The organism is Ruminococcus sp. AM31-15AC, assembly GCF_003462045.1.
GTDB lineage: Bacteria > Bacillota > Clostridia > Oscillospirales > Ruminococcaceae > Hominimerdicola > Hominimerdicola aceti.
In genome coordinates, this window is record NZ_QTYG01000024.1 from 14,945 (window position 1) to 39,697 (window position 24,753).

Below are 24,753 nucleotides of genomic sequence, written 5' to 3' on the forward strand. Positions count from 1 at the left end.
TATGTAAACGCTTTCATAGCCGTTCACACAAGTATCGAAACGCTATAAAACACTATTAATATTTTACACCTTTTTAACAAAACTGTCAAGCGTACCATACAACTTTTCATATAATGTAACTGTTTTGTAATACAAACTAAGCGTTTTCACCAAAATAGCCACACGCTTTTTATGAATAAACTCTTATTGACAGCCATTTTTAACAAAAAAAGACCGCCTTCTCAGACGGTCTTGCGATCTTATTGAATACCAAGGAACTGGAAATACTGCTTATCCGGCATTGTTGTGACAGAAGTAGCTCTCAGATCGTCAGCCTCCGAAAGTCTGTACTGCACCTTGAGGACTCCGTCCTCCTCTACCCAGCCAACATCAGGAACTGTTCCTCTTATGCCCTTGTTGGAAATTGTCTTTTTGATACCTTTCTGCTTAAGAGTAAAGAATTTAAGCTCGATATCCTGATTGTATGGCACTACGCATATCTTAACAGCACCCTTGTCGCTGTCCTTTACATCGTAAAGTATTATCTGATACTGACCGTCAGGCGATATGGTATTTGATTCTGACGTTACTTCAGTGAGCTTCTTGAAGTTATCTCTGTAGAGAGCATAAACGCTTGAAGATGTATCAAGATCAGAATTTAGTACAGTTTCAACAGACGTTCCGCCGAAAAGGATATTAAGCACAAAGTAAGCAACTATTCCAAGAACATACATAAGCAGGTATATCGTACCCATTATAACCTTTACAGTTTCGTTCGTGCCTGCCGCAAAGAACATTATGATAGCAACAATGAACGGCGGAACTATCAATATCCAGTCGCCCATGTTGAAAAGTATCATGCAGAACACGACCGGAAGCATGAGTATGCTCAGTATCTCCGTCACAAGCTCACGTCTTGAAAAGAGCATAAGTCCCATAAAAACTACGTTAAGCACCACATACACTGTGAAAAACGACTTTTCTCTGCCTGCCGCAAACTCCAGATCATACAGGAACGTTGCATAAGTGAGCAGAGTTATTACAGCAAAGTAAGCGACATTGAAAACTGATACCGCTCGCTTTACCCATACGTTAGATAAAAAATCCTTCATTTTTAGTCCTCCCTAGACACTCTGTTCTTTTATTTTACACGAAATTACGCAAAAAATCAAGTGCTTTATTTCTTTATTTTTTCTTAAAACACAAATCAGACATATCAAATAGTATTTAGTTGGCTGAATGCCGTCAATTGAGTATTATCTCTTCACCGCCGCTGAGTCCCGAAAGTATCTCAACGTTGTCGTTGTCCTCGATGCCAAGCTCTACGTCCTGCTCTATCTTTACGCCGTCCACAAGCAGGTTCACATAGTTGCGTCCATCAAGCTTCTTCACCGCCTTCTGCGGAACTATCACAGTATCAAGCCTTGAATACACGTCAAAGGCAACCTCTATGCCGCCAAGATCCAGCATATCGTTCTCCTCGTCAGGGGTTATAACATAAACATACGCCGAGAAATCTCCGCTCTCATTGTAGATTATATCCGTCACAGTGCCGCCCATCGTATTGGCACCCTGCACTATCTGCACTGCAGTGCCAAAATTGACGTTTGTGAGCGCGTTATCAAACACAGACACGCAAAGAGCCTTTTGTGATTTATCGGAAGTATACCCAAGCACCTCGCCCTTATTCACCGGCATGAACGCTGTCAGCTCCTGACCACGTCTGTCTGCAAGATCAAACTGTCCGTCACATGGAGCGTAAACCTTATAATCCTCCAAGGACGCCACAAGACTGTCATATTTGAGCTGTTCTATCTGCAAGTCATACTGAGAAAGCTGTATCTCACTGTAGTCAGCACCGTTCGCCTGCAATGTAGCAACCGTCTGCTTCGCCTGATTGAGCCTTATTTCTTCCTCTTCTATCTGTTCGTCCACATCGTCAGAATAAAGTGTGCAAAGCAGGTCACCCTTTTTCACATCACAAGGCGACTCCACATCTATAGACTTTATCTGACCGCTTGCCTTAAAGGTGACAGTTTCACTGTAAGGGTAATCATAAACACCCTCCTGATGATACTCCTGAGAGATATCTCCTATCTCAGCTTTTACCGTCTTATATGTTATATCCTTAGTTTCAAGAATAGGCACAGCTATCTCGTCTTTTTTCTCCGACTTTCCGCAGGCGCAAAGTCCGAAACACATTGCCGCTGCTGAGATCAAAGCAATAAATCTTATACTTTTCATAAAAAAGCCCTCTCGGTAATATAAAACTGCGGACACACTCCGCCGCAGTGAATTATACCACATTTTCCGTCATTTTTCAAGCTTATCCCCTACATATCGTATATCTATTGTATAACTGCACAACACTGTCTGCCTATATTTATACAGGTTTACCACAGCAGCTCACCGATAATAGAGTTTGAAGCCAGAAATCCCGCAGGCGTAAGCCTTAAAATACCCTTTTCGACCACGCAAAGCCCCTGTTTCTGAAACAAAGCCGCCTTCTTGCGGATATTCTCCCCAAGCTCTTTGCCGCCAAGCTCCTCGGCTTTACCTATGTCAATGCCCTCCGTGAGCCTTAACCCCAGCATGACATACTCCTCTGCCTTGTCAGGGTCGTCCTCAAGCACCACCATGCTCTGCACCTTGTCAGAAATAAACTCCTCAACATCGCTCTTGCAGTAATATCTCTCATTATCAAAGAAAGAATGTGCCGACGGGCCAATGCCTATATATTCTTCCCCGTGCCAATATTTAAGATTGTGCCGTGATTTTCCGCCTTCTTTGGCAAAATTTGATATTTCATACTGTAAGAAGCCCTTGCTTGCAAGCTGTCCCACAGTTTGCAAATACATATCGCACAGCATATCGTCATCAGCCACAGCGTTTCTCATCTCATCACAATCAAAAGCCGTACCCTTTTCTATTTTCAGCATATAAGCTGAAATATGATCAACAGGGAGTGCCGTAAGGCTCTCTATGCTGTCCCAAAGGCTCTCAAGGGTCTGACCCTTTACCCCGAGCATGATATCGCATGAGATGTGCCTAAATCCCACCTGAGCCGCCGTTTCCACAGCCGACTTTGCCTGAGAAAAGTCATGAAGCCTGCCCAAGAAGCCAAGCTCCCTGTCATTAGCCGATTGAACGCCAAAAGAAAGCCTTGTTACCCCTGATTTTCTCCACCCTGACATCTTCTCCCTGTCCGCAGAGCTGGGATTAGCCTCCAAGGTTATTTCAGGCTGGCAAAGATCAAAGCACTTTCCTGCCGTATCTATTATCCTGTCAACCTGTTCAGCCGACAGCACAGAGGGCGTACCGCCACCGAAGTAAATAGTATCGCATTTTATGTCCCTGCCCTTGAAAGCCTCAATATTGCGGCACACAGCCTGCGTGTAGTCCTCATAAAGCTCAGGCCTGCAAACGGAATAGAAGTCACAGTAAGGGCATTTTCTTTTACAGAAAGGCACATGGATATAAATTCCCGTCATAGCATATCCTCGTCATCATCAAAAGCCTTGTCGATATACTCTCCTGTTTTTTCACGGTTGAGCCGAAATCTCTCTATCGCCTTTTTCACACCAAATATACCGCCCCACACAAGGAACATACAAAGGCTTATAAGCACCGCATAAAGCACGAAATAAGCCTGCTGTTTCAAACTGAGCTGAAAATACACCGACCGCCTGTTTAGCATATCGGAAACTTTGGGGTGGATAACGATATAGCAGATAACGCCAAGAATACCTGCATAAGCAAGTGTGCATACCATGCCCATAAAAGCTTCCTTGAATTTAAGTGCCGAGAATTTAGCTCCTGCACACACCGCCCACACAGCGATAAGCACAAGCCCAGCCGCCGCAGAGATATTGGCATACACCTCATAAAGCACAGGCAATATCACCGCACCGCTCAGCCCGAAAGCCAGCGACAATTTCATAGACTTTTGTATATCAGGCATAGCTGCTCCTTTCAAAAAATGTTGATATATTTGTATAAACCAAAACCTATCCACTCTCCGAACGGGCTGTCGAGGGCGCCAGCCCCTACACCAAAATTCTACCACCGCAAAATCGCTCCGCTCGGTGTTTTCTCTACTTTGTATTGGTGATTTGCTCGGTATGGCTTCGCCATTCCTCACTCCTCACTCCTCACTTAAACTACACTACTCGTCCAGCTTCAGCACCGACATAAACGCTTCCTGCGGCACTGACACAGATCCAAGCTGTCTCATTCGCTTCTTTCCTTCTTTTTGCTTCTCCAAAAGTTTCTTCTTTCTTGTGATATCTCCGCCATAGCACTTAGCAAGCACGTCTTTTCTCATAGCCTTGATAGTTTCTCTGGCTATTATCTTTCCGCCGATAGCCGCCTGCACAGGTATTTCAAAAAGCTGTCTTGGTATATTCTCTTTCAGCTTTTCCGTCAGTCTTCTGCCCCTTGAATAAGCCTTATCCTCGTGTACGATGAATGAAAGTGCGTCCACCACCTCGCCGTTAAGGAGTATATCAAGCTTCACAAGCTTAGACTTCGCATAGCCCATCATCTCATAGTCAAATGAAGCATAGCCCTTTGTGCGTGATTTCAATGCGTCAAAGAAGTCATAAACTATCTCGTTGAGGGGAAGCTGATAATGCAGGTCAACTCTAGTTTCGTCTATATACTTCATATCCTTGTATACGCCACGTCTGTCCTGACAAAGCTCCATTATATTTCCAACATATTCAGACGGCGTATAAATATGTGCATTAACTATCGGTTCTTCCGCCGATGCAATATTTGCCACATCAGGATAATTTGTCGGGTTATCTATGAACACAGTTTCGCCGTTAGTCAGATTTACCTTGTAGATAACCGACGGAGCAGTTGTGATAAGGTCGAGATTATATTCTCTCTCCAAACGCTCCTGGATTATCTCCATGTGCAGAAGTCCGAGGAATCCACATCTGAAACCAAAGCCCAGTGCAATTGAAGTTTCAGGCTCGAAGGACAGTGAAGCGTCATTGAGCATAAGCTTTTCCAAAGCGTCACGAAGGTCAGGATATTTTGCTCCGTCCGCAGGATAGATTCCGCAGTATACCATAGGGTTTACTTTCTTATATCCAGGGAGTGCCTCAGCGCAAGGCTCAGCCGCATTTGTCACAGTATCGCCCACACGAGTGTCGCCAATATCCTTGATAGAAGCAGCGATATATCCTACCTCGCCTGCATGAAGCTCGCCCACAGGCACAAGGTCAGTTGCACCCATATAGCCTATCTCCACCGTCTGAAATTCAGCCCCCGTTGCCATAAGCCTGATAGTATCGCCGGCCTTTATATGCCCCTCTTTCACACGACAGTATATGATAACTCCCTTGTACTGGTCATAATAGCTGTCGAAAATAAGAGCCTTAAGCGGAGCGTTCTCGTCGCCCTTTGGGCTTGGTATATCCTTTACGACACGTTCAAGCACCTCTTTGACGTTCGTACCCATTTTAGCTGATATTCTCGGAGCGTCCATAGCAGGAATACCTATAACGTTCTCCACCTCTGTGCAAGCCCTTTCAGGGTCAGCGGACGGCAGGTCTATCTTGTTTATAACAGGCACTACCTCGAGGTCATGTTCGATAGCAAGATAAGTGTTTGCAAGGGTCTGCGCTTCTATACCCTGGGAAGCGTCAACGATAAGCAATGCACCCTCGCAGGCGGCAAGAGAACGTGACACCTCATAGTTGAAGTCAACGTGACCTGGGGTGTCGATAAGGTTGAAAACATAGTCCTGCCCGTCGTCAGCGTGATAATTAAGGCGCACCGCACGAGCTTTGATAGTGATACCTCTTTCACGCTCGATATCCATATTATCGAGAAGCTGATTTTCCATATCTCTCAGCTTCACAGTATCGGTCAGCTCCAAAATTCTGTCGGCAAGAGTAGATTTGCCGTGGTCTATATGAGCTATAATGCAGAAATTTCGTATATTATTTTCGTTCATTTACTGTTTTTCCTCTCTCAGACAAGTATACTTTTCCATAATACTTTATTATAACACGCTTGCCCCACATTGTCAATTTCTCCGCAAAGAAAAAAGGCAGACACAACGTGCCTGCCCAAAAATCATATGTTATTCTGCGCTGATATATGCCGTTACAGCGTCATCAGAGCTGTCAGAAGTTGTTCCCTCTGGATAAGAGCTGAATGTGAACTTATAATCCTTGTAGCCCTTTACCATAAGGAAAAGGTTTACATACTTGTATGTATTTCCAACAAAATATTCGTTCTTTTTCTGTGTAAGAAGCTCAGTAGTTCCGCCCATGCCGATATAAGTAGAAGCTCCGTCAGCAGAAGGTATTCCTCCGCCGCCCTTGTTGGAAGCAGAATAGTTTACATCAGGAGAGATTATGCCCCATTCATCGCTAGGGAAATCCTCAGGAACATAGACCTCATATTCCATAACGCAAAGCTCACAGTCATCAGGTATTTTCAGCTCGCTCTCGTCTATCTTATAAAAATCACTGCCAACAGAGTTGTTAAGCTCGATAGCTTTGTTTACATAATCTGCGTCCTCGCTCTTGCTAACTACCTTTGTTATCCTTGTATAAATAGTGTGATAAATTTTATCTGTAGGACAGTATATGGTAGTCTTTATCCACTGACCGATAGGCGCAAGATTTTCCTCGCTTGTTTCAGACGGCTCTATAGCACTAGCCGCAATATCGTTGCTGTCACCGCTTGCAGGCTTGTTTTCGTCAGCTGTGCTTGTGTCAACCGCCTCAGCCTGTGACGATTCCGTTACCGCAGGAGCAGTTGTAGTGGTCGTCGTTGTTTCTGTTGTATCTTCCGAAGAGTCAGCGGCACTGCTTTCCGTCTGCACAGCCGCAGCCGAGCTTTCCTTATCACTGTCGGAAGACCCGCTGTCAGAACAGCCTGCCATGCCAAAAGCCATTACTACTGCCAATAAAAGAGCAGATATTTTTTTCATAATGTTACCTCCATATTTCTTTAATAAATTTATTTTACAACATTCTCCTATGCAAGTCAACAATATTTTCGACATTTATAAATATTTTGTTAAATACCCACAAACAGCCATAGTGTTTTTACAACATAATATAGTAAGAAAAGCACAACATAATGTTGTATGATATATTAAATATAGACTATCAGAAAGGAATGGAGCGCCGCATGGTTTTTCAAAGAATACGAGATATGCGAGAAGATGCAGACCTTAAACAAAACGATATGGCAAAAATACTCCATTGCTCACAGCAAGCTTACAGCAACTACGAACTAGGACAGCGTGATATTCCCACGGATATCCTCATAGCCCTAGCTGAATATCACAAAACAAATGTAGACTATCTTCTGGGACTAACCAAAAACAAGACCTACTATAAAGATATGTAAAGCGGAAAGAACATCTCTTTCCGCCTTTTTTGCAACCCATTTCATACACATTTATACAATCCTCTCCTATGTAGGATTTGTTAAAATTGCCTATGACATTTTTAGAAAAAAAGTGTTATAATGTATATAAGAAACAAAATAAAGTTGTATTCACGATTTAATGAGGAAGGAGCGTTAAAAATGCTAAAAAAAGGCGACGTCATATCATACGGTACAACCGGAGTGTGCAAAGTCGAGGGCGAGTGCGAACAGACCGTCAAGGGTCAGAAAAAGCGCTACATAGTTCTAAAGCCTGTCCACCAAATCAATTCCACCTTGTATGTGCCACTGGATAATGACGAGCTTAAAACAAAGTTCAAACCTCTGCTCACAGGGGAGGAGATAGAGGAGATCATAAAAGAAATGCCCGAGGAGAGTTCCCTTTGGAAAGAAAGCAGCAGCGAGCGTGCCGAGCTTTATTCACAGATACTTGAAAGCGGCGACAGAAAGCGACTTGCACAGCTTGTGAGAACATTGTATCTCAGACAGAAACATCTTATTGCGAAGGGCAGACATCTCCATTCATTGGACGAGCGATTTTTCAAAAACGCTGAAAATCTTCTTTTCGATGAGTTTTCAGCCGTCCTGGGCATATCCCAAGACGAGGTCTTCGACTTTATAGAAACCCGCCTGAGCAAAGCCTAAATACATACAAATGACACAAATAATATCGGCAAACTAAAAAAAGGACAAACCACAGTGGCTTGTCCTTTTTATTTTCATAAACAATACTCGATTATTCCTTGTCAACGTCCTCAACAGGCTCCTCGATAGCGTCGAGCTGAACTTCAACGTCGGCGTCCTCCTCAGTTGCAGCCTCGTCCTCAGCAGGCTCTTCAGCCTTTTCCTCAGACTTCTCAGCGTCCTCTGCCTTGTCAGCTTCATCAGCCTCGTCAGAGCACTCGTCGCAGCCGCAGCAATCGTCGAAATCCTCGTCGAGATCTTCGTAATCGTAATTTTCAAGCTCCTTGTGCTTTTTAAATGCAAAAATAGCAGCAGCTCCTGCAGCGATCGCACCGAGTGCAGCTATAACTTTCAATCCGCTTGCCATAATAAAACGCTCCTTTTCTGAATATTCCACTCTGAACTGTGTTCAGATTATCTACAGTATAGCATATTTGTTATAAAAAATCAAGACGTTTACAAAAAATACTGATTTTTTATACAACCTGCTCAAAAAATCTCAGTAAGCTTTGACAAATTGCCCACCGCTACATATTTCCCGTAAGGCTCATTATCACGCTAAGAGCCGCCAGTGAGCGGTCTCACAGCGCAGTATCCTAGGTCCAAGACTCACTATAGTGACCCCTGCCTGACTGCAGCTCTCCGCCTCATGGCTCTCGAAACCGCCCTCACAGCCGATAAACAAGCCAATAGTCTTTTCCTCGCCCTCACTGACAGGGGCAATGCCTGTCTTGCTAAGGCTCACACCGCCCTTTTCGTAACACATAAAGCTCTCATCGCACTCTTTAAGTTCACCAAGGCACTCCTCAAAGCTGATAAAATTCGTCACCTCAGGCACATATCCCCTGCCCGACTGTTTCGCCGCTTCCAAAGCTATCTTATTGTATCTCTCCACACGCTTTTCATAGCCGCTTTTTGCAGGTCTTGAAACGCACCTCGCCGTAATAACAGGCACTATCTTGTATACTCCAAGCTCCACAGCCTTTTGCACTATAAAATCCATTTTATCAGACTTAGGCAACGCCTGATAAAGCACCACATTCACAGTAGGCTCGTTTTCGCTTTTCTCAGCAGAAAGCACATCGCAAACCACTTCCTTATCAGAAATGGACAGAATTTTTGCTCTGTATTCCACCCTGTCCGCACAAACAGTGATGATATCTCCAATTCTCATACGCAAACTTCTGCCGATATGATAAGCGTCATTACCTCTGATAGTTATCGTATTTCCCGATACGCTGTCAACAAAAAATCTAGGCATATTCCCAACCAGTGTCAAGCACTGTCCTCCAATCTCAAATCACGATTTTACGCACTTTCACGACGCTTCCGTCGCTTCTTGGTATAGTATACCACACCTTCAAAAATTGTTCAACAAAGTTCACATAACTAACACAAAACTTTCATACGCAGTACATACGGGCAGGGTATTATATAGTTGTCGCAAGGGACAAGGCTCACTGAGGAAAGTTCCAAGAGCGGCAGTTGATTTTGGTATGTAGGCTTTTACCCCAAGCCTTCATATATACAGCTTGTAGATTAATTTCTACTAGCTTCTCCCCTATAATTTTTTATTTTTTGGCACCCACAGTTTTCTGTGGGTGTTTTTTTGTCCTGTCGAGTATATCGCAGGAAAAGTTTGTAAAACAAACTACAAAAGCGGTGCAGAATTTACACTCCGACACCGCTTTGTGATTGATTTTTCATTTGCAATTCTTCTATTGCTTTCTACGCCGCTTAGTAGGCTTGCGCCTATTGAGGCTCTGCCCATTTCTTGTGAGCGAAGTCGAACAAGAAATTTACTCCGCTAGGGACTCTGTCCCTAGACCCTGCAATGGGTTTCACCCCTGGACCTTTTGCTCGCTTCGCTCGGTGAGCCTTTTACTTTGCATTGGCTTTTCAACCAAATTACGCAAACAGTTCCCCTGCCGTATCTTTATAATACTCCGCCTGTGCCGCCCACATTGCTGTATATATTCCGCCTTTGGCGATAAGCTTTTCATGGCTGCCACGCTCTATTATGTGGCCATTGTCAAGAACTGTTATATCATCGCAGAAACGGCAGGAGGACAGACGATGTGAAATGTAGATAGCCGTTCTTGTTCCAACAATGCTGTTAAATTTTGTGTAGATGTCATATTCAGATATAGGGTCGAGTGCTGCGGTGGGTTCGTCAAGGACTATAAACGGCGAGCCTTTGTATATCGCCCTTGCAAGACACAGCTTCTGTGCCTCTCCGCCCGAAATTTCCACACCGTTCTCATCAAAATCCTTGTAAAGACAGGTTTCAATGCCGTTCTCTATAGTTTTAAGACGGTCGCCAAGTCCAGCACGGATAACACAGTCTGTCACACGCTCGGGGTCATATTCCGTATCGGCAGCAACATTCTCCGCAAGGCTGAACGAAAACAGCTTGCTGTCCTGAAACACCACCGAGAAAAGCTCCATATACTCTTCGTATTTATATTTTCTGATATCAATTCCGTTGAGCGTTATCTCGCCCTCGGTGGGATCGTACAGCCTGCAAAGCAGCTTAACAAGCGTCGATTTTCCGCAGCCGTTCTTGCCCACAAGAGCCATTTTCTCGCCAATTCGCCATTTCAGATTTATGTCTTTAAGAGTATATTCCTCGCTGTCGGGATATTTGAACCAGACATGCTTGAACTCAAATTCATATTCGTTATCATCACGCTTTTCCGTAGGGATAGTGCCCTTGTACTTTTCGTCGGGAATATCAAGAAAGTCAAAATATTTCTTGCAGAAAGTCGGCGTTATTTTCAGCAGTCCGTAAAAGTCTGAAAGATCTGAAACGCCTGCGGATATCTTTTCAAAGTACAGTGCAAAAGCTATCACCTCGCCTGGAGATAACATTCCGCTTGCCGCCCTCATGACCGCAAAGCCGTACATAAGTGCCTTTATGAGGATATTGACCACCTGACAAAGAAAATTCGGCAGCATAGCTGACTTATAAGCTTTGAACCAACCCTCTGCTATCTCATCTCGTGCTTTATCAAGCTCTTTATCAATAAGATCTTGCTGGGAATATATTCTTATCTCTTTGCCGTTTCGATAATTGCGGAGAATGTAATTACTGAAAAAGCCATCTGCACGGTTTGCCTGAATGACCTTTTTGTCATTTTGTACCTTTTCAAAACCAAGTATCGCTTTAGGGTTTATGACCAAAGATTTGAGCATTTCAAGCAAAACAGTTATTATAACTACCGCAAGAAAGCCCCATATAGACTGAATGAAACCGCTGAAGCCTGCTGTGGTGACAGGCTTTACAAAAACCATTGGTATGATAAGTATAACACCTGTGATTATCAAAAATAGTCCGCCGATAGAATATGTGACATATTTGCACAATGCCGGTATGCCTGCGTTATTATTCTCGACCTGATTATCTGCGTTTGAAAATCTGTTTTGTGTGTCTGTATTTTCAAGGCGGACAAAATCCATTGTCATTACTTTCTGCCAAAGATTTTTATGCAGATTGGTACTTCTGGCAAAAGTCTGAGAACTTGAACGCCTAAAAAGAAACATCTTTATCATAAATATCACAGCCTGCACGCCAACAACTATCGCCGCATAAGAAAGCAGCGTTCCAACAGGTTTTGACTGCGTAATCCCGTCGATAACAAGGCAGACAGATATATAAAGACAAATTCCGTGGCAAGCCTAGCACATACTCAATAGTATCTCTAATGAGATAACCGCTGTCGGCGACCCTTACTGCTTTCAGCGTTCGCTTTATTATCTCACGTTTTTCCTTTGCGGAAAGCTTTTCTTCGTTGTTATTATTATTTTTACTCATTTATCTGCACCCCCCTTATCATTATAATAGGAACTTTGAAGCTCAAAAAGCTCGGCGTATTTTCCGCCCTGCGCCATAAGCTGAGCGTGAGTGCCTGTTTCTGTTAAAGTGCCGTTTTCTATCATTATTATCCTGTCGCAGAACCTTGTTGAGGCAAGGCGGTGTGATATAAAAACGCTTGATTTGCCTTTAGTGAAATCGGCGTATTTCAAATACATCTCCTGCTCTGCGATAGGGTCAAGGGCGGCGGTGGGCTCGTCAAGAAGAAGTATCGGTGCGTCCTTATACAATGCCCTTGCAAGAGCAAGTTTTTGCGTCTGACCGCCTGAAAGCTCGGTGGCATTTTCAAAAACTGACTTCACAAGCCGTGTGTTTTCCTTTTCGGGCAGGCTCATAACTTTATCGTAAAGCCCTGCCTTTTTTAGGCAGTCATAAACTCTTTCACGGTCAAAATTATCTGCATCTGCACCTGCGATATTTTCAGCGATAGTCACCGCAAGCAGGGCGATATCCTGAAAAACAGCGCCGAAAAGTGTGAAATATTCATCACGATTATAGCTGTTCACAGGCTTTCCGTTAAGAAGTATCTCGCCCTCTGTAGGGTCATAAAGTCCGCACATAAGCTTTATAAGCGTGGTCTTTCCTGCGCCGTTAAGTCCCACAAGTGCAAGCTTTTCGCCCTTATGCAAAATAAATGAAATATTTTGGATAGTCGGCTTTTCAGCGCCTGAATATTTGTAGCTGACGTTCCTAAATTCAAGCTCGCACTCCCCTGTCGGAAGTTTTTCGCCCTTGCCACGATTTGTTTTATCGGGCATATCGAGATATTGTCTTGCATAGGAAGTATTGTTTGATAGCCATTTGAAACCTGAGAACTTGTCAAAAGCAACTCTGACAGAATGACCGAAATTCCATAAGGAATTGAAATACAGCACAAAGTCGCCTGCGCCGATATTGCCTTTAACTACCATATAAATAACATAAGCATAGGCGGCAAGATCTGCAAGCTGCAAGATGATAGTTGACACCACATTGTGGCGAAATGTCCATTCGTCCTGCTGTTCATACCAATTCAAGCGGTTTGCATATGAGCAGTCGAAAATCTTTGTGAACCATTTGTCCATTCCGAAAATGCGTACATCTTTTGCCGATGAAAAATCTCTGCCTGCGTCGCCGATATAATCAAGCTCACGATCATACTGCTGCCAATTATCTGCCATGTTCCATATCCATTTCATTTTGTGCCGCTCAAGATAATAGACCGTAATGGCGGGAACTCCGACGATAAGTATCATTATAGGGTCAAGCATTGAAAGTATACCGCCATATGCTGCGAGCTGTATCAGCGCCATAAGAAAGCCTTCAATAGTATCAACCGTCTGATAGGTTATGTAGTCTGAACCTGTCCGAGCTTTTTGCATTAGGTTGTTGTTATCACAACTTTCGTTGTTTTCATAATCAGTTGACATATGCTTGCGGAGCATTTTTCTCGTCATATGGTGAACAAACTTAAAGTAGCCCACATATCCACGGTAATCTTTCGTTTCATTTTCAATGTACTTTGACATAAATTCGCCGACTATAAGCAGCAGACATATGACAGCAAGCCTTATGCGTGATGATGTTCCCAGAGCAAGCTCAACAACATATTTGCTTGTGAACGTATCAAAAAGCGTGGCGGCAACGTTTGAAAATATATGCAATACGATCAACATCAGCATTATCGGCTGGCTTTTCCAAAGCTCATAAAGGGTATACCGCATATTTTCAAAGGTCTTGTACTTTATCTTGCTTTGCTCTTTGTTGTACTCGTCACGCGCTTTCTGGCGTTTTTCTTTTGTATACTTTGCAATTTTTACACGTTTCATATCCTCACCTCACATTCATCATACAGCAAAAAAGACCGCCCGTGTTGATTTCTGCACGAACGGTCAAAATACGGCACGAATGGCAATATAGTTTACAGTTTATGGTTAATAGTGAATAGTGAGTAGTTAGTAGTTGGATTTTGTTGATTTTATTATTGATGTGAGTATCTTTATTAGCTCGATGCAATCGGAACTGATGCTTTCATATGTCACCTCATAACTATTCACCATCAACTATTAACTATTGAGCGGCACCATTATTTCGGTGGCAAACACGCCCTCTTCATTCTGACGATTAACATATCCGCCGTACCTTTTCGCAACTCTGTCGATTCGGAATAAGCCGTAGCCGTGTTCACCCTCTTTGGTGGAGAGATATGTATTTTTCGACTTGCGCACTTTGCCTGCGGAGTTCTGCACAGAAAGATACAACTGTCCTTTCAGCTTGCCGATATACACACGCATAAATCGTTCCTCTTCAGGAAGCGTGCCACAGGCTTCGACTGCGTTATCCAGTATATTTCCAAGCATAGAACAAAGCTCAACATCGCTCATAGGCAGTTTGTCGGGAACATTCGCTTTTACGTTAAGCTTTATGTTCATTTTCTCCGCAACATTCAGCTTGCTGTTGAGGATAGCATCCGCCATAACATTGCCCGTCTTTATTACAGTATCCACAGTGTCAAGATCGTCCGCAAGCTCGTTGAGATAGTCAGACAGCTTATCATAATTGCCCTCTGAGAGCTGAATTTTCATATTGTTGATATGGTTGCGGTAATCGTGCCGCCAGCCACGCACATGACGGTACATATTCTGTATCTCACGCACCTGCTTTTCGATAAGCTCGCTCTGAAAGCGCTCTATTCGGCGGTCTATCATGTTATATAGGGTGCGGCGGATTAGGAATAATCCTACAACGCAGAGTGCTGAAAATAAGATTACCGCACCTATTATGATTGCTATTTTCATATTAGTCCTCACAATCACTTATAGGTTCAAACCCTTGACTTATTAGACATTCATTAAGTAGTTCAAAAAACATATTAACAGCTTTATCTTCGTCACCTTCAGTTTCGTAAATCAATGAACAATAATTCAATACGGTCTTGTTATGACCAAGCAACTTGACAGCAACAAAATCGTTAAAGCCCTCAGGCAAAATATGGTGTTTTTCATCATTGAAATGCAATTTAGCTGCACAGTTGTAACCGTTGAAAAAGTTTTGTAAGAACTCCAATGACATTTTACCAATATACATACCAGGACGTCGTTTAATATTAGCTAATAATTTTCTTTCGACTATATTTATATCTGTTATTGCGTTTTCCATAACTTTATCCTTTCGTATAGAACTGAATAAATTTCTCATTTACATCTTTATAAAGTCGCCGAGAAAGCGGAATAATCGTACCGTTATCAAGAGCAATTTCCGTCTTGCCGATACTCCGCATAAACCGCAGATTTACGATGTACGAGCGGTGAGGACTCACAAATCCATTCAGCCTCATTGCAAAAAATCTGCTTATACTCACCATGCAGTCTATTATCCTATCGTCTGATAAGTGAACTGCTGTTTTTCTGCCGAAAGCTTCAATGTAAGTTATTCTGTCGGCTGATATATGTGTCGCTCCGTTGGTGGTTTCAATAATCAGCTCGTCAGCTTTGACGGAACGTTTCTCTACATATTTATCGAGAACAGCGAACAGCTTTTCCTTAGCTACGGGCTTTAGCAAGTAATGCAGGGCTTCAACGTCATACCCCTCAGCAATGTAATCGGAATAGCCCGTAATGAACACTATCGGGAGCATATCCCCATTGGAACGAAGGTGCTTGGCAAGCTCCATACCATTGAGCCTATCCATTTCAATATCTAGCAGGATAAGGTCGCAAGGCTTGTCGGGATATGAAAACAGGAAGCTTTCTGCACTTATGTATTCGTCAATATCAAGCGCAAAAGGCTTGTCGGCAGACCATTCTGCGAGAAGCCGACGCATTTCTTTTATTTGATTTTCGTTATCGTCGCATATTGCTATTGTCAGTGGCATTTAGTTCACCTTAAAAAGTTTTGATTTTTTTTAATTATATCATATCAGTTATTTTTTTGCAACAAAACATATTCAATAAATGGAAATCTAAGCAACGCAAAAAAAGCGGAACGCCCCACACAGGACATTCCGCTTAAATCAAACTATTCTATTTGGTTATATTCAGGGAGCGATTATCTTGCACCCTCAGCAAAGCCGCTGTCTACAAGATCAACAAGACCCTTTACTGCTGCTTCCTCATCTGGACCGTCTGCAATGATCCTGATAGTTGTGCCGCCTACGATGCCAAGTGAAAGGATTCCAAGAAGGCTCTTTGCGTTTACTCTTCTCTCCTCTTTCTCTACCCAGATAGATGACTTGAATTCATTTGCCTTCTGGATGAAAAATGTTGCAGGGCGTGCGTGAAGTCCTACCTGATTCTGTACTACTACGTCTTTTACGAACATACTGATCTCTCCCATTCATTATAATGCTGTTAAACTCCCTAATTAAGGGACTTTTTCAAGATACCCTCAGGTTATTTGATATATTTATTATACTCGACAAGTCTGCCTTAGTCAACGCAAATTTTAGACAAACAAGCGAAAAACCCTTAATTTTCAGCACAATGCTCTAAACTTTGCAACTTTTGCAATTAAACTTGTGATATGTTCACAACACAGATTTTTACATTATATCACTTTGTACAAATTCATTTAACAATTATGTGAAAAATGTTGAAAACCAATGTCACTTTTTATCCTCTTTTTCCTCTAATTTGTGTATAATAGCCAAATCTTTTTCCGTCAGCGGACTTCTTTCCAACAGTTCAGGACGCTTCAAATAGGTGGCTTTTACAGCCTCCTCACGGCGCCATTTCGCTATCTCAGCATGATTGCCCGATAGAAGCACTTTAGGCACTTCCCTATCGTGCCACACCTCAGGACGTGTGTACTGTGGATATTCCAGCAGACCATTATAGTGGCTCTCGTCCTCATAGCAATCCGCCTGCGAAAGCGTTCCCTCCAGCATTCTCACAACGCAGTCAACCAGTACCAACGCAGGAAGCTCTCCGCCGGTAAGCACATAATCCCCCACGGATATTTCTTCATCAACTATTTCGTCAATGACCCTGCTGTCCACGCCCTCATAGTGACCGCATAATATAAATATGCTGTCAAGCCGAGAAAGTTCCTTTGCACGCTTCTGAGTCAGCGTTTTTCCCTGTGGGGACATATAGATAACGTGGGGCTTTGCCTTTCCAGCTGTTACCGACTTGTAGCAGTTGTAAATAGGCTCGCACTGCATGAGCATACCCTGTCTTTCGCTGTAAGGGGTATCGTCTACTCTGCGATGCTTGTCCTGAGTGTAGTCTCTGATATTATGACACGTTACCGTGAAAATATTCTTAGCCCTCGCCCTGCCTACTACGCTTTCAGAAAGATAATTCTCAAGCATTTCAGGAAAAAGCGTTGCAATATCTATGTTCAAATCTATTCCTCCATATCATTTCTAAAGGCTGGCAAGCCCAGTTTTCCGCAGCACTGTTCAAATGCTCCTGCACAGAGCCACCGCTTTTTTCATAGTATCCTATGCCCTGCACAACACCGATAGTCACCACAATAGCGATTATTATCACCACAAATAAGCTCCACAAAGCAGACCTGCGCTTCTTCGGCTTGTTGCCCTCGTTATTATAGTATACCCTCAGACTTGTGAGCATATTGTCAAGCTCCATAAAGCTCAGTCCCTCGCCCTTATATGTGTTGGCAAGCCTGTTGAATCCGCTCTCTTTTCTCAGCCTTTTTATAAGCCATTTTTCCTCAGCCCTGGGACTTCTCAGCCTTGGGCTTTCATCTATGTATGCTGTAAAAACTCTCTCGATACATTTCAGCGACTTTTCACGGCTGTTGAGCTTTGGAAATATCAGGCTGAACATTCCGTCAGAATAATCTCTGACAAGCCTTTCCAAGTCCTCGTATTTGCAGAACTTCATTAATCAAAAAGCCCCTCCAGCGGAGTTATCTTCATCACGCCACCCTCGATATCAGTTTCAGCCACAACTTCAGGTATCGCAGGGATAAGCTTAACGTTTCCCTTTTCATCAGTGATGTGATAAACATCGTTTGCGCCTGTCTGACTTACGTCTGTTATCTTGCCGTAGCTTTCACCGCTGTCAGCGTCGACCACTTCAAGACCTATAAGATCCTGAACAAAATAGCAGCCCTCATCAAGCTCCACATCGTCACGGTCGATATAAAGCACCCTGTTGCGAAGCTTCTGAGCCTCCTCCACGGTGTCAACGCCCTTGACTTTCATTACAACGATATTCTTTGCAACTCTCGAACGCTCTATCTCCACAGGAGTACCGCTCTTATAATATAGTGTGTCAAATCCGCAGAGAAATTCAGGTCCGTCACACCATGGCTGTACTTTTATCTCGCCCTTTATGCCGAACACCGATACTATCTTTCCTGCTTCAAGATATTTTTTTACGTCCATTTTGATTACCTCCCGATAACAAATCTTACAGCTTTCTTTTTATAGATTGTAACATATTTTTTTACCCTTTGCAACGCTTTAACTACGCTGTTATGCACATAGCTCAGGATATTTACAAAAAGTTTATTAATTACAATTCGGTTACTCAAAACGAACTTTACGCCCCTCTTTTGTACAAAATCACCATGAAAACCTGTGATTTAACAAAAAATTCACACATAAGAGAGCGAAATGTGTTACAATTTGTAATATATCAGACCGCAGACCAGTGCTTGAAACTGCGGTATAAAAGTTTTTTTGCATATTTTCACTATAAAACACTTGCAAAACATATCGTTTTTTGTTATAATAACAATGTGCAGACATCTGCTTATGGGGTAATTATGCCCATGGCAGAACTTAGGTCGAAAATTTTTGCAAGTAGAGGGGAATAACTTATGTCAAACAGATTATTTCAGAGCGTTGTTCATCAGATGCGTGACACTATCGACTGCGTCATAGGCGTAATAGATGAGAACGCAACTATCATTGCCTGCTCTGAGCTTTCACAGGTCGGAACGACTAACGAATTCGTTTCGTTAGATCTGGGCGATTCACACGACATTTTTGTTAGAGACGGTTATACCTATAAGCCATTCGGTGCTCATATGAAACCTGACTATGCTGTTTTCGTTGAGGGAACAGACGAGGTGGCAGCAAAGTATGCAAGCATACTTGCCATTACTCTTTCCAGCATAAAGCAGTATTATGACGAAAAATACGACAGAAACAATTTCATCAAGAACGTAGTGCTTGACAACGTGCTGCCGGGCGACGTTCATGTTAAAGCTAGAGAACTGCATTTCAGTGCTGACATTTCAAGAGTCGTGCTGCTTATCAGAATACTCTCCACAAATGACGTTTCAGCTTACGATGTTATCCAGAACCTTTTCCCTGACAAGTCCAAGGACTTCGTTTTCAACATCACTGAGAGCGATATCGTGCTTGTTAAGGAAGTGGCAAACGGCGTTGAGTCAAAGGATCTGGAAAAGCTGGCACGTTCTATTTCCGATACCCTTTCAAGTGAATTCTATACAAGAGTCACTGTAGGTATAGGAACAGTAGTAGAGGGCGTAAAGGATCTGGCAAGAAGCTTCAAGGAAGCACAGATAGCTCTCGAGGTAGGAAAGGTGTTCGATACTGACAAGAATATCGTTTCTTATGACAATCTTGGTATCGCAAGACTTATCTATCACCTGCCTACAACACTTTGCGAAACATTCCTCAAGGAAGTTTTCAAGAAAGGCTCTATCGAGTCACTGGATCATGAAACACTTTTCACTATCCAGAAGTTCTTTGAAAACAACCTGAACGTTTCTGAAACTTCAAGAAAACTGTTTGTTCACAGAAATACTCTTGTGTACAGACTTGAAAAGATCAAAAAGCTCACGGGTCTTGACCTGAGAGAGTTCGACCACGCTATCATCTTTAAGATAGCTCTTATGGTAAAGAAATATCTCTCCGCTAACCCTGTCAAGTTCTAAATCCTACGAGCAAAAAGAGGCTTGCTTGCCTCTGTAAAACTAAGGCGGTGTAAATTTTGGTAGAGTTTAAAGACGTGTCCGTTACCTATTCAAGCGGTGTGGACGCTCTGAACAAAGTAAACCTGAAGATAAACGACGGTGACTTCGCTTTCGTGGTAGGTCCTTCAGGCGCCGGAAAATCAACACTTATCAAGCTGGTGCTTAAAGAAATAGATGCGACCAGCGGTACAGTAATGGTAAACGGCTTCAATCTGAAAAAGCTGAGAAGAAGAAAGATACCTGCCCTTCGCAGAACTATCGGCGTTGTTTTTCAGGATTTCAGACTTATCCCTACAATGACAGTTTATGAGAACGTGGCGTTCGTGCTGAGAGTTATCGACGCTCCTGCAAAGTACATAAGAAGCCGTGTTCCGTATGTTATAAGCCTTGTGGGACTTTCCGATAAGGCGAAAAGCTATCCGACCGAGCTTTCAGGCGGTGAGCAGCAGCGTGTGGCACTTGCAAGAGCCCTTGTAAACGACCCACAGCTCATCATTGCCGACGAGCCGACAGGAAATATCGACCCTGCTCTTTCATATGAGATAGTAGAGCTTCTCAAGGGCATAAACGAGTGCGGCACTACCATTCTTATGGTTACCCACGAGCACGACCTTGTGCGCTATTTCGGAGGCAGAATTATCAACATCAACAAAGGTCAGATCGCCTTTGACGAAGTGATAGGAGGCTCCAATGAAAGCAAGTAGTTTTAGATATCTTATAAATCAGGGCTTCAAGGGCATTTGGAAAAACAGAATGATGACGTTCGCTTCTTTCTGTATCCTGCTCGTTTCCCTGCTTATGGTAGGCACTTCGGTGCTGGTTTCCATTAACCTTACAAGAATAATCGGCGGTATCGAGGACAAGAGCGAAGTCATCGTTATCGTAAAGGACGGCACAAGTCAGGCTGATATGCAGGCCCTTGAAAATAAGCTCAAAGAGGTCGGAAATATCAACACAGTGAGCCTTTATTCAAAGGACGAAGCGTGGAAAAATATGCTCAAGGGCATGACTGATGAAGAAAAGGATTTCTTCCAGTATGCCGATGATAACCCATTGCCTGACACATACAAGGTAACGGTCAAGGATATCGAGAAGATGAGCGAAACAACCACTCAGATAGAGACCTTTGACAATGTTGACTCAACAAAGTCCCCTACAGCATTTGCTGATATCCTTATCAGTATCAGAAGAGTATTTACGATAGTTGCCTTTGCGGTCATTGTGGCACTTGTTGTGGTTTGTCTGATAATCATTTCAAATACCACCAGAGCAAGCGTTTTCGCAAGACGTAAAGAGATCAACATCATGAAATATGTAGGCGCTACCAACAGCTTTATCAGGATACCTTTCTTTATCGAGGGTATGATAGTTGGTCTGCTTGCAGCAGCAGGCGCACTGCTGCTCACAAAGTTTGCCTACGAGGGAATTTACAACATCTTCAATGATGACTTCAAGCTCTGGAGCATTCTCGGTGTTCAGAATTTGTATTCGTTCAAATCCCTCTTGCTCCCTGTTGCAGCATCTTATCTTATCGCAGGCGCTGTTATCGGTGCGGTGGGTACTTCTATAAGCACAGGCAAGCATCTTAAAGTATAATACATTTGCCAAATATAGACATAAGGCAGGCTATGATCCAACGGGGTTTTTAGACTGCCTTTTGTTGCAGTTTAAAGCATATCCTGACATGAGATAAAAAAGAAAGAACGTGCGGGATAATGCATTAGAGAAAGATAAAAACGTATAAAAATGGTCTTTTATAGACGGAGGACAGGTATGAAAACAGGTATATTCACAATGAAGCGAGTATTGGCTTTCACTATCGCCGTAGTCGCTTCCATGACAATGCTTGCAGGCGGCACACAGCCGGTCATGACAGCGCAGAACGCTTCTGCAGAAAGTCAGGCAATAAAGAACAACAAGAAAAAAATATCCTCTGCCAAGGATAAAATAAGCGAGCTTGAACAAAAGCAGGCTGACCTTGACAAGCAGATAAACAGCACAAAGGACGATATCTCCAAGGAGGAAGAAAATCAGAAAGCTATCCAAGAGCAGATAGAAACTGTTCAGGAAACTATACTGACCCTTGAAGATTCTATCACTGACCTTGAAACTGAGATAGCCGGTCTTGAAGAGGCGATCGCAAAGAGCGAGATAAAAATAAAAAACAAGAGAGCTGAGATAGAAAATGGCGTTGTTGACTTCAAACAGCGTCTTAGAGCAATGTATGTTGCCGGAAACAGTTCATACACCGATATTCTTATTGGTTCGACGGACTTTTATGATATGCTTATGAAAATAGAGCTTGTCAAGAGAGTGGCTGACCATGATAATACCATGATCGACGGACTTGTTGAGCTTAAAGGCGAGTATGAATCTCAGGAAGCAGAGCTTGAAGCCAACAAGACTGAACTTGAAACTAACAAAACTACCCTTGAGGAACAAAAAGCCTATCACACTGAGCAGAAGAAAAAGCTTGACGACCTTTATGCAAAAAGTCAGGCTGTTATCGACCAGCTTGAGGAAGATAAGGCGGCTTATGAAGCCAATAAGGAGCAGATAAACAAGGAGCAGGAAGACTTCGAGGCACAGCTCCAGAAGCTTTACAAGGAGCAGGAGCAGATCAAAAAGAAGGAAGAAGAGGAACGTAAGAAAAAAGAAGAGGAAGAACGTAAGAGAAGAGAGGAAGAAGAACGTAGACAACAGCAGCAACAGCAGAATAATAACGGCAATTCTTCACCTTCTAATGCAAACGGCAACACCTCTAACAGCGGTCAATCTTCTACCAATAACGGTGACTACAATTATACCGACAAGAGCCAGTTTACATGGCCTGTGCCGGGTTATTATCATATTTCCTACGGCGTGGGTTGGCGCTGGGGCGCTTATCACAAGGGTATCGACATCTGGTCTCCCGGAATAAGAGGCGCAAAGATATGCGCTGCCGCTGAGGGTACTGTTATACTCGTCAGCAACACCTGCACACACGATTATGGCAAGAACGGCTCATGCGGCTGCGGCGGCGGTTATGGAAACTACTGCATAATCGACCACGGCAACGGCTACTGGACCCTTTACGGTCACTCACAGTATATGAGCGTAACACAGGGTCAGCACGTCAACAAGGGCGACGTTCTGGGTATTGTCGGCTCAACAGGATATTCAACTGGCGACCACCTGCACTTTGAGGTGCGCTTGAACGGTGTAGCTCAGAACCCGTCAAATTATGTATAAACAGGCAAAGCCGAAAGGTCTTGCCCCACAACCAAAGGAGTCTTTTATTTCATGAACAGGCTTTACAGCTTAAAACGTATTCTCACTTTCATTATCGCATTCGCTGTTACCGCTGGTATTGCAGGAAGCAGCTACAATTCTTCTTTGAAGATAACCTCAGCGGACACTGAAAGCTCGCAGGGGGAGGACTATAGCTATACTGAATCTGTGGCTGACGGAGGTCAGCAAAGCGATGAACAAACAGAAAATGACGATAATGCTCAGGAGGAATCAACAGGTTTTGACATCACACAGTATGCAGAACAGCTAAGAGAGCTATCAAAAAAGCAGACGGAAATAAACGAACAGCTCGATCAATATGATGAGGACATTGAGAAAAGTGAGAAAAAGCAGAAGCTTCTGAAAGAAAAGATAGATTCTATAAATGACGAGATAGACGTTCTCAACTCTTACATGACCGCACTGGAGCTTCAGATAAACACCAATCAGCGAAATATCGATAAGAAGCAGGCTGAGATAAACAAGGGCATAGAGGACTTTAAACAAAGACTAAGGGCAATGTATATCGCAGGGTCGGACAGCTACACCACAATGCTTTTGGAATCAGACAGCTTTTATGACATACTCATGAGATTAGAGCTTATAAAGCGTGTGGCACACCATGATGACACTATCATTGATAACCTTATAAAACTCAAAACTGAATATGAGGATATGCAAAAGACCCTTGACAAGCAGAAAGCCGAGTATGACGCTCAGTACACACAGTATACACAGCAGAAGGATATGCTCAGTCAGCTTTACCGCTCCAGTACAAAAACACAGCAGGAGCTTAAAGCTAAGCAGAAGAAGCTCAGAGAGCAGAACGAAGCCTATGAGGCGGAGCGTGAGCAGTTTGAGGGCAGCCTTTCCGGCATACTGAAATCGTCAGGCTCAGGCGGAACAGCAAGAGATAACGAAGTTTCCGCCACAATGGCGCTTGCAGATGTGAAACTTGAGGAGCTTCACAAGGAGATAAATGACCGCCTTGACAAGGGCGAAAAGCTTGGAGATACCGAGCCTGATTACTACTTCGCATGGCCTGTTCCTGGGTCTTATTCCGTATCATCAGGCGTTGGCGCACGATGGGGCTCATATCACACGGGTCTTGACATTCCTGCGGCTCATGGCACGCCTATTCACGCTTCATGCAGTGGCAAGGTCATAAAGATAAACACCACCTGCACTCATGACTACGGCAAGGAGGAGTCCTGCGGCTGCGGCGGCGGTTATGGAAACTATGTTATCATCGACCACGGCAACGAGTTCATCACTCTTTACGGACATCTCACGGAGGTAGATGTAGAGATAGGCGACGAGGTGAAAAAAGGCGACGTTATCGGCAAAATGGGTTCGACCGGCTTTTCAACAGGCGACCACCTGCACATTGAGATACGCTATCAGGGTTATATATTGAACCCTGCGTTCTATCTTGATGTTACACAATAAAAAAATCGGGGCTGTAAAAAAAGTCCCCAAGAAAAAAAGGCTGCGATCTTGCCAAAAAGCAAGACAGCAGTCTTTTTTTGTGGTATAATTAAAGTATCATGAATAACCAACCACAAGAATATTATACACCATATCAATTAAAATTTCCAGTGGAAATTGAAAAAATAATTGAAACAACTGAC

Annotated in this window: 25 protein-coding genes; 7 read left to right on the plus strand and 18 right to left on the minus strand. The window is 43.3% G+C overall.

The genetic code is table 11. The features are described from left to right. Positions 1–239: 239 nt before the first annotated feature. The 6 genes from DW793_RS08245 to DW793_RS08270 all read right to left on the minus strand — a co-directional run bounded on the left by DW793_RS08245 (position 240) and on the right by DW793_RS08270 (position 6,934). Complete coding sequence (locus DW793_RS08245; RefSeq protein ID WP_117938419.1) at positions 240–1,091, minus strand: hypothetical protein; 852 nt, start codon at positions 1,089–1,091, stop codon at positions 240–242. Between the two features lie 133 nt (positions 1,092–1,224). Then, a complete protein-coding gene (locus DW793_RS08250; protein WP_118157606.1) occupies positions 1,225–2,223 on the minus strand; it encodes an efflux RND transporter periplasmic adaptor subunit in 999 nt (332 codons plus the stop codon). Positions 2,224–2,372: 149 nt separating this feature from the next. Further along, positions 2,373–3,470: a radical SAM family heme chaperone HemW gene (hemW, locus tag DW793_RS08255; RefSeq protein WP_118157607.1), complete on the minus strand. Its 1,098-nt coding sequence runs from the start codon at positions 3,468–3,470 to the stop codon at positions 2,373–2,375. Continuing rightward, positions 3,467–3,940, minus strand: coding sequence for a hypothetical protein (locus DW793_RS08260; protein ID WP_022288626.1), 474 nt, complete (start codon positions 3,938–3,940; stop codon positions 3,467–3,469). Before DW793_RS08260 ends, hemW begins: the two co-directional genes overlap by 4 nt. Positions 3,941–4,144: 204 nt before the next feature. Next, positions 4,145–5,947 (minus strand): translation elongation factor 4, encoded by a 1,803-nt coding sequence (gene lepA / locus DW793_RS08265; RefSeq protein WP_117877647.1) that lies wholly within the window; start codon positions 5,945–5,947, stop codon positions 4,145–4,147. 129 nt (positions 5,948–6,076) lie between these two features. Continuing rightward, positions 6,077–6,934 (minus strand): hypothetical protein, encoded by an 858-nt coding sequence (locus DW793_RS08270; protein WP_117938421.1) that lies wholly within the window; start codon positions 6,932–6,934, stop codon positions 6,077–6,079. A 203-nt stretch (positions 6,935–7,137) separates the two neighbouring features. Here DW793_RS08270 and DW793_RS08275 point away from each other — a divergent pair, with 203 nt between their 5' ends. Beyond that, complete coding sequence (locus DW793_RS08275; protein WP_022288629.1) at positions 7,138–7,359, plus strand: helix-turn-helix domain-containing protein; 222 nt, start codon at positions 7,138–7,140, stop codon at positions 7,357–7,359. Between the two features lie 180 nt (positions 7,360–7,539). Continuing rightward, positions 7,540–8,043 carry a CarD family transcriptional regulator gene (locus DW793_RS08280; RefSeq protein WP_181988324.1) on the plus strand — a complete coding sequence of 168 codons (504 nt, stop codon included), beginning with the start codon at positions 7,540–7,542 and terminating at the stop codon, positions 8,041–8,043. A gap of 91 nt (positions 8,044–8,134) precedes the next feature. On the opposite strand, the gene DW793_RS08285 is transcribed toward DW793_RS08280, so the two are convergent. The 12 genes from DW793_RS08285 to rimM all read right to left on the minus strand — a co-directional run bounded on the left by DW793_RS08285 (position 8,135) and on the right by rimM (position 18,290). Beyond that, complete coding sequence (locus tag DW793_RS08285; protein ID WP_022288631.1) at positions 8,135–8,449, minus strand: hypothetical protein; 315 nt, start codon at positions 8,447–8,449, stop codon at positions 8,135–8,137. 186 nt (positions 8,450–8,635) lie between these two features. Further along, on the minus strand, positions 8,636–9,361 hold the full coding sequence (locus tag DW793_RS08290) for an RsmE family RNA methyltransferase (protein ID WP_252969753.1): 726 nt from the start codon (positions 9,359–9,361) through the stop codon (positions 8,636–8,638). A gap of 629 nt (positions 9,362–9,990) precedes the next feature. Continuing rightward, the gene (locus DW793_RS08295) at positions 9,991–11,634 is read right to left on the minus strand and encodes an ABC transporter ATP-binding protein (RefSeq protein WP_118157609.1); all 1,644 of its coding nucleotides are present in this window, start codon (positions 11,632–11,634) and stop codon (positions 9,991–9,993) included. Then, positions 11,612–11,896, minus strand: coding sequence for a hypothetical protein (locus DW793_RS08300; protein ID WP_118157610.1), 285 nt, complete (start codon positions 11,894–11,896; stop codon positions 11,612–11,614). Before DW793_RS08300 ends, DW793_RS08295 begins: the two co-directional genes overlap by 23 nt. Next, a complete protein-coding gene (locus DW793_RS08305) occupies positions 11,893–13,764 on the minus strand; it encodes an ABC transporter ATP-binding protein (protein ID WP_117928025.1) in 1,872 nt (623 codons plus the stop codon). The genes DW793_RS08300 and DW793_RS08305 overlap by 4 nt, the downstream gene beginning before the upstream one ends. A gap of 237 nt (positions 13,765–14,001) precedes the next feature. Then, positions 14,002–14,733, minus strand: coding sequence for a sensor histidine kinase (locus tag DW793_RS08310; protein ID WP_242993888.1), 732 nt, complete (start codon positions 14,731–14,733; stop codon positions 14,002–14,004). A gap of 1 nt (position 14,734) precedes the next feature. Beyond that, entirely contained in the window at positions 14,735–15,094 is a 360-nt protein-coding gene (locus DW793_RS08315; RefSeq protein WP_117877653.1) for a hypothetical protein, read from the minus strand. Between the two features lie 4 nt (positions 15,095–15,098). Next, on the minus strand, positions 15,099–15,809 hold the full coding sequence (locus DW793_RS08320) for a LytR/AlgR family response regulator transcription factor (protein WP_117923150.1): 711 nt from the start codon (positions 15,807–15,809) through the stop codon (positions 15,099–15,101). 173 nt (positions 15,810–15,982) lie between these two features. Then, complete coding sequence (locus DW793_RS08325) at positions 15,983–16,255, minus strand: HPr family phosphocarrier protein (RefSeq protein WP_022288633.1); 273 nt, start codon at positions 16,253–16,255, stop codon at positions 15,983–15,985. A gap of 283 nt (positions 16,256–16,538) precedes the next feature. After that, positions 16,539–17,279: a tRNA (guanosine(37)-N1)-methyltransferase TrmD gene (gene trmD / locus DW793_RS08330; RefSeq protein WP_117896469.1), complete on the minus strand. Its 741-nt coding sequence runs from the start codon at positions 17,277–17,279 to the stop codon at positions 16,539–16,541. Further along, a complete protein-coding gene (locus DW793_RS08335; protein WP_118157611.1) occupies positions 17,248–17,784 on the minus strand; it encodes a hypothetical protein in 537 nt (178 codons plus the stop codon). The genes trmD and DW793_RS08335 overlap by 32 nt, the downstream gene beginning before the upstream one ends. Continuing rightward, positions 17,784–18,290, minus strand: coding sequence for a ribosome maturation factor RimM (gene rimM / locus DW793_RS08340; protein ID WP_117923151.1), 507 nt, complete (start codon positions 18,288–18,290; stop codon positions 17,784–17,786). The genes DW793_RS08335 and rimM overlap by 1 nt, the downstream gene beginning before the upstream one ends. 437 nt (positions 18,291–18,727) lie before the next feature. On the opposite strand from rimM, the gene DW793_RS08345 reads away from it, so the two are divergent. The 5 genes from DW793_RS08345 to DW793_RS15655 all read left to right on the plus strand — a co-directional run bounded on the left by DW793_RS08345 (position 18,728) and on the right by DW793_RS15655 (position 24,571). Further along, the gene (locus DW793_RS08345; RefSeq protein WP_022288637.1) at positions 18,728–19,813 is read left to right on the plus strand and encodes a PucR family transcriptional regulator; all 1,086 of its coding nucleotides are present in this window, start codon (positions 18,728–18,730) and stop codon (positions 19,811–19,813) included. Positions 19,814–19,869: 56 nt separating this feature from the next. Beyond that, positions 19,870–20,556 (plus strand): cell division ATP-binding protein FtsE, encoded by a 687-nt coding sequence (gene ftsE, locus DW793_RS08350; protein ID WP_022288638.1) that lies wholly within the window; start codon positions 19,870–19,872, stop codon positions 20,554–20,556. Then, positions 20,543–21,448, plus strand: coding sequence for a permease-like cell division protein FtsX (ftsX, locus tag DW793_RS08355; protein ID WP_118157612.1), 906 nt, complete (start codon positions 20,543–20,545; stop codon positions 21,446–21,448). Before ftsE ends, ftsX begins: the two co-directional genes overlap by 14 nt. 177 nt (positions 21,449–21,625) lie before the next feature. After that, a complete protein-coding gene (locus DW793_RS08360) occupies positions 21,626–23,083 on the plus strand; it encodes a murein hydrolase activator EnvC family protein (RefSeq protein WP_242998147.1) in 1,458 nt (485 codons plus the stop codon). A 51-nt stretch (positions 23,084–23,134) separates the two neighbouring features. Beyond that, complete coding sequence (locus DW793_RS15655) at positions 23,135–24,571, plus strand: murein hydrolase activator EnvC family protein (RefSeq protein WP_118157613.1); 1,437 nt, start codon at positions 23,135–23,137, stop codon at positions 24,569–24,571. Positions 24,572–24,753: the final 182 nt, after the last annotated feature.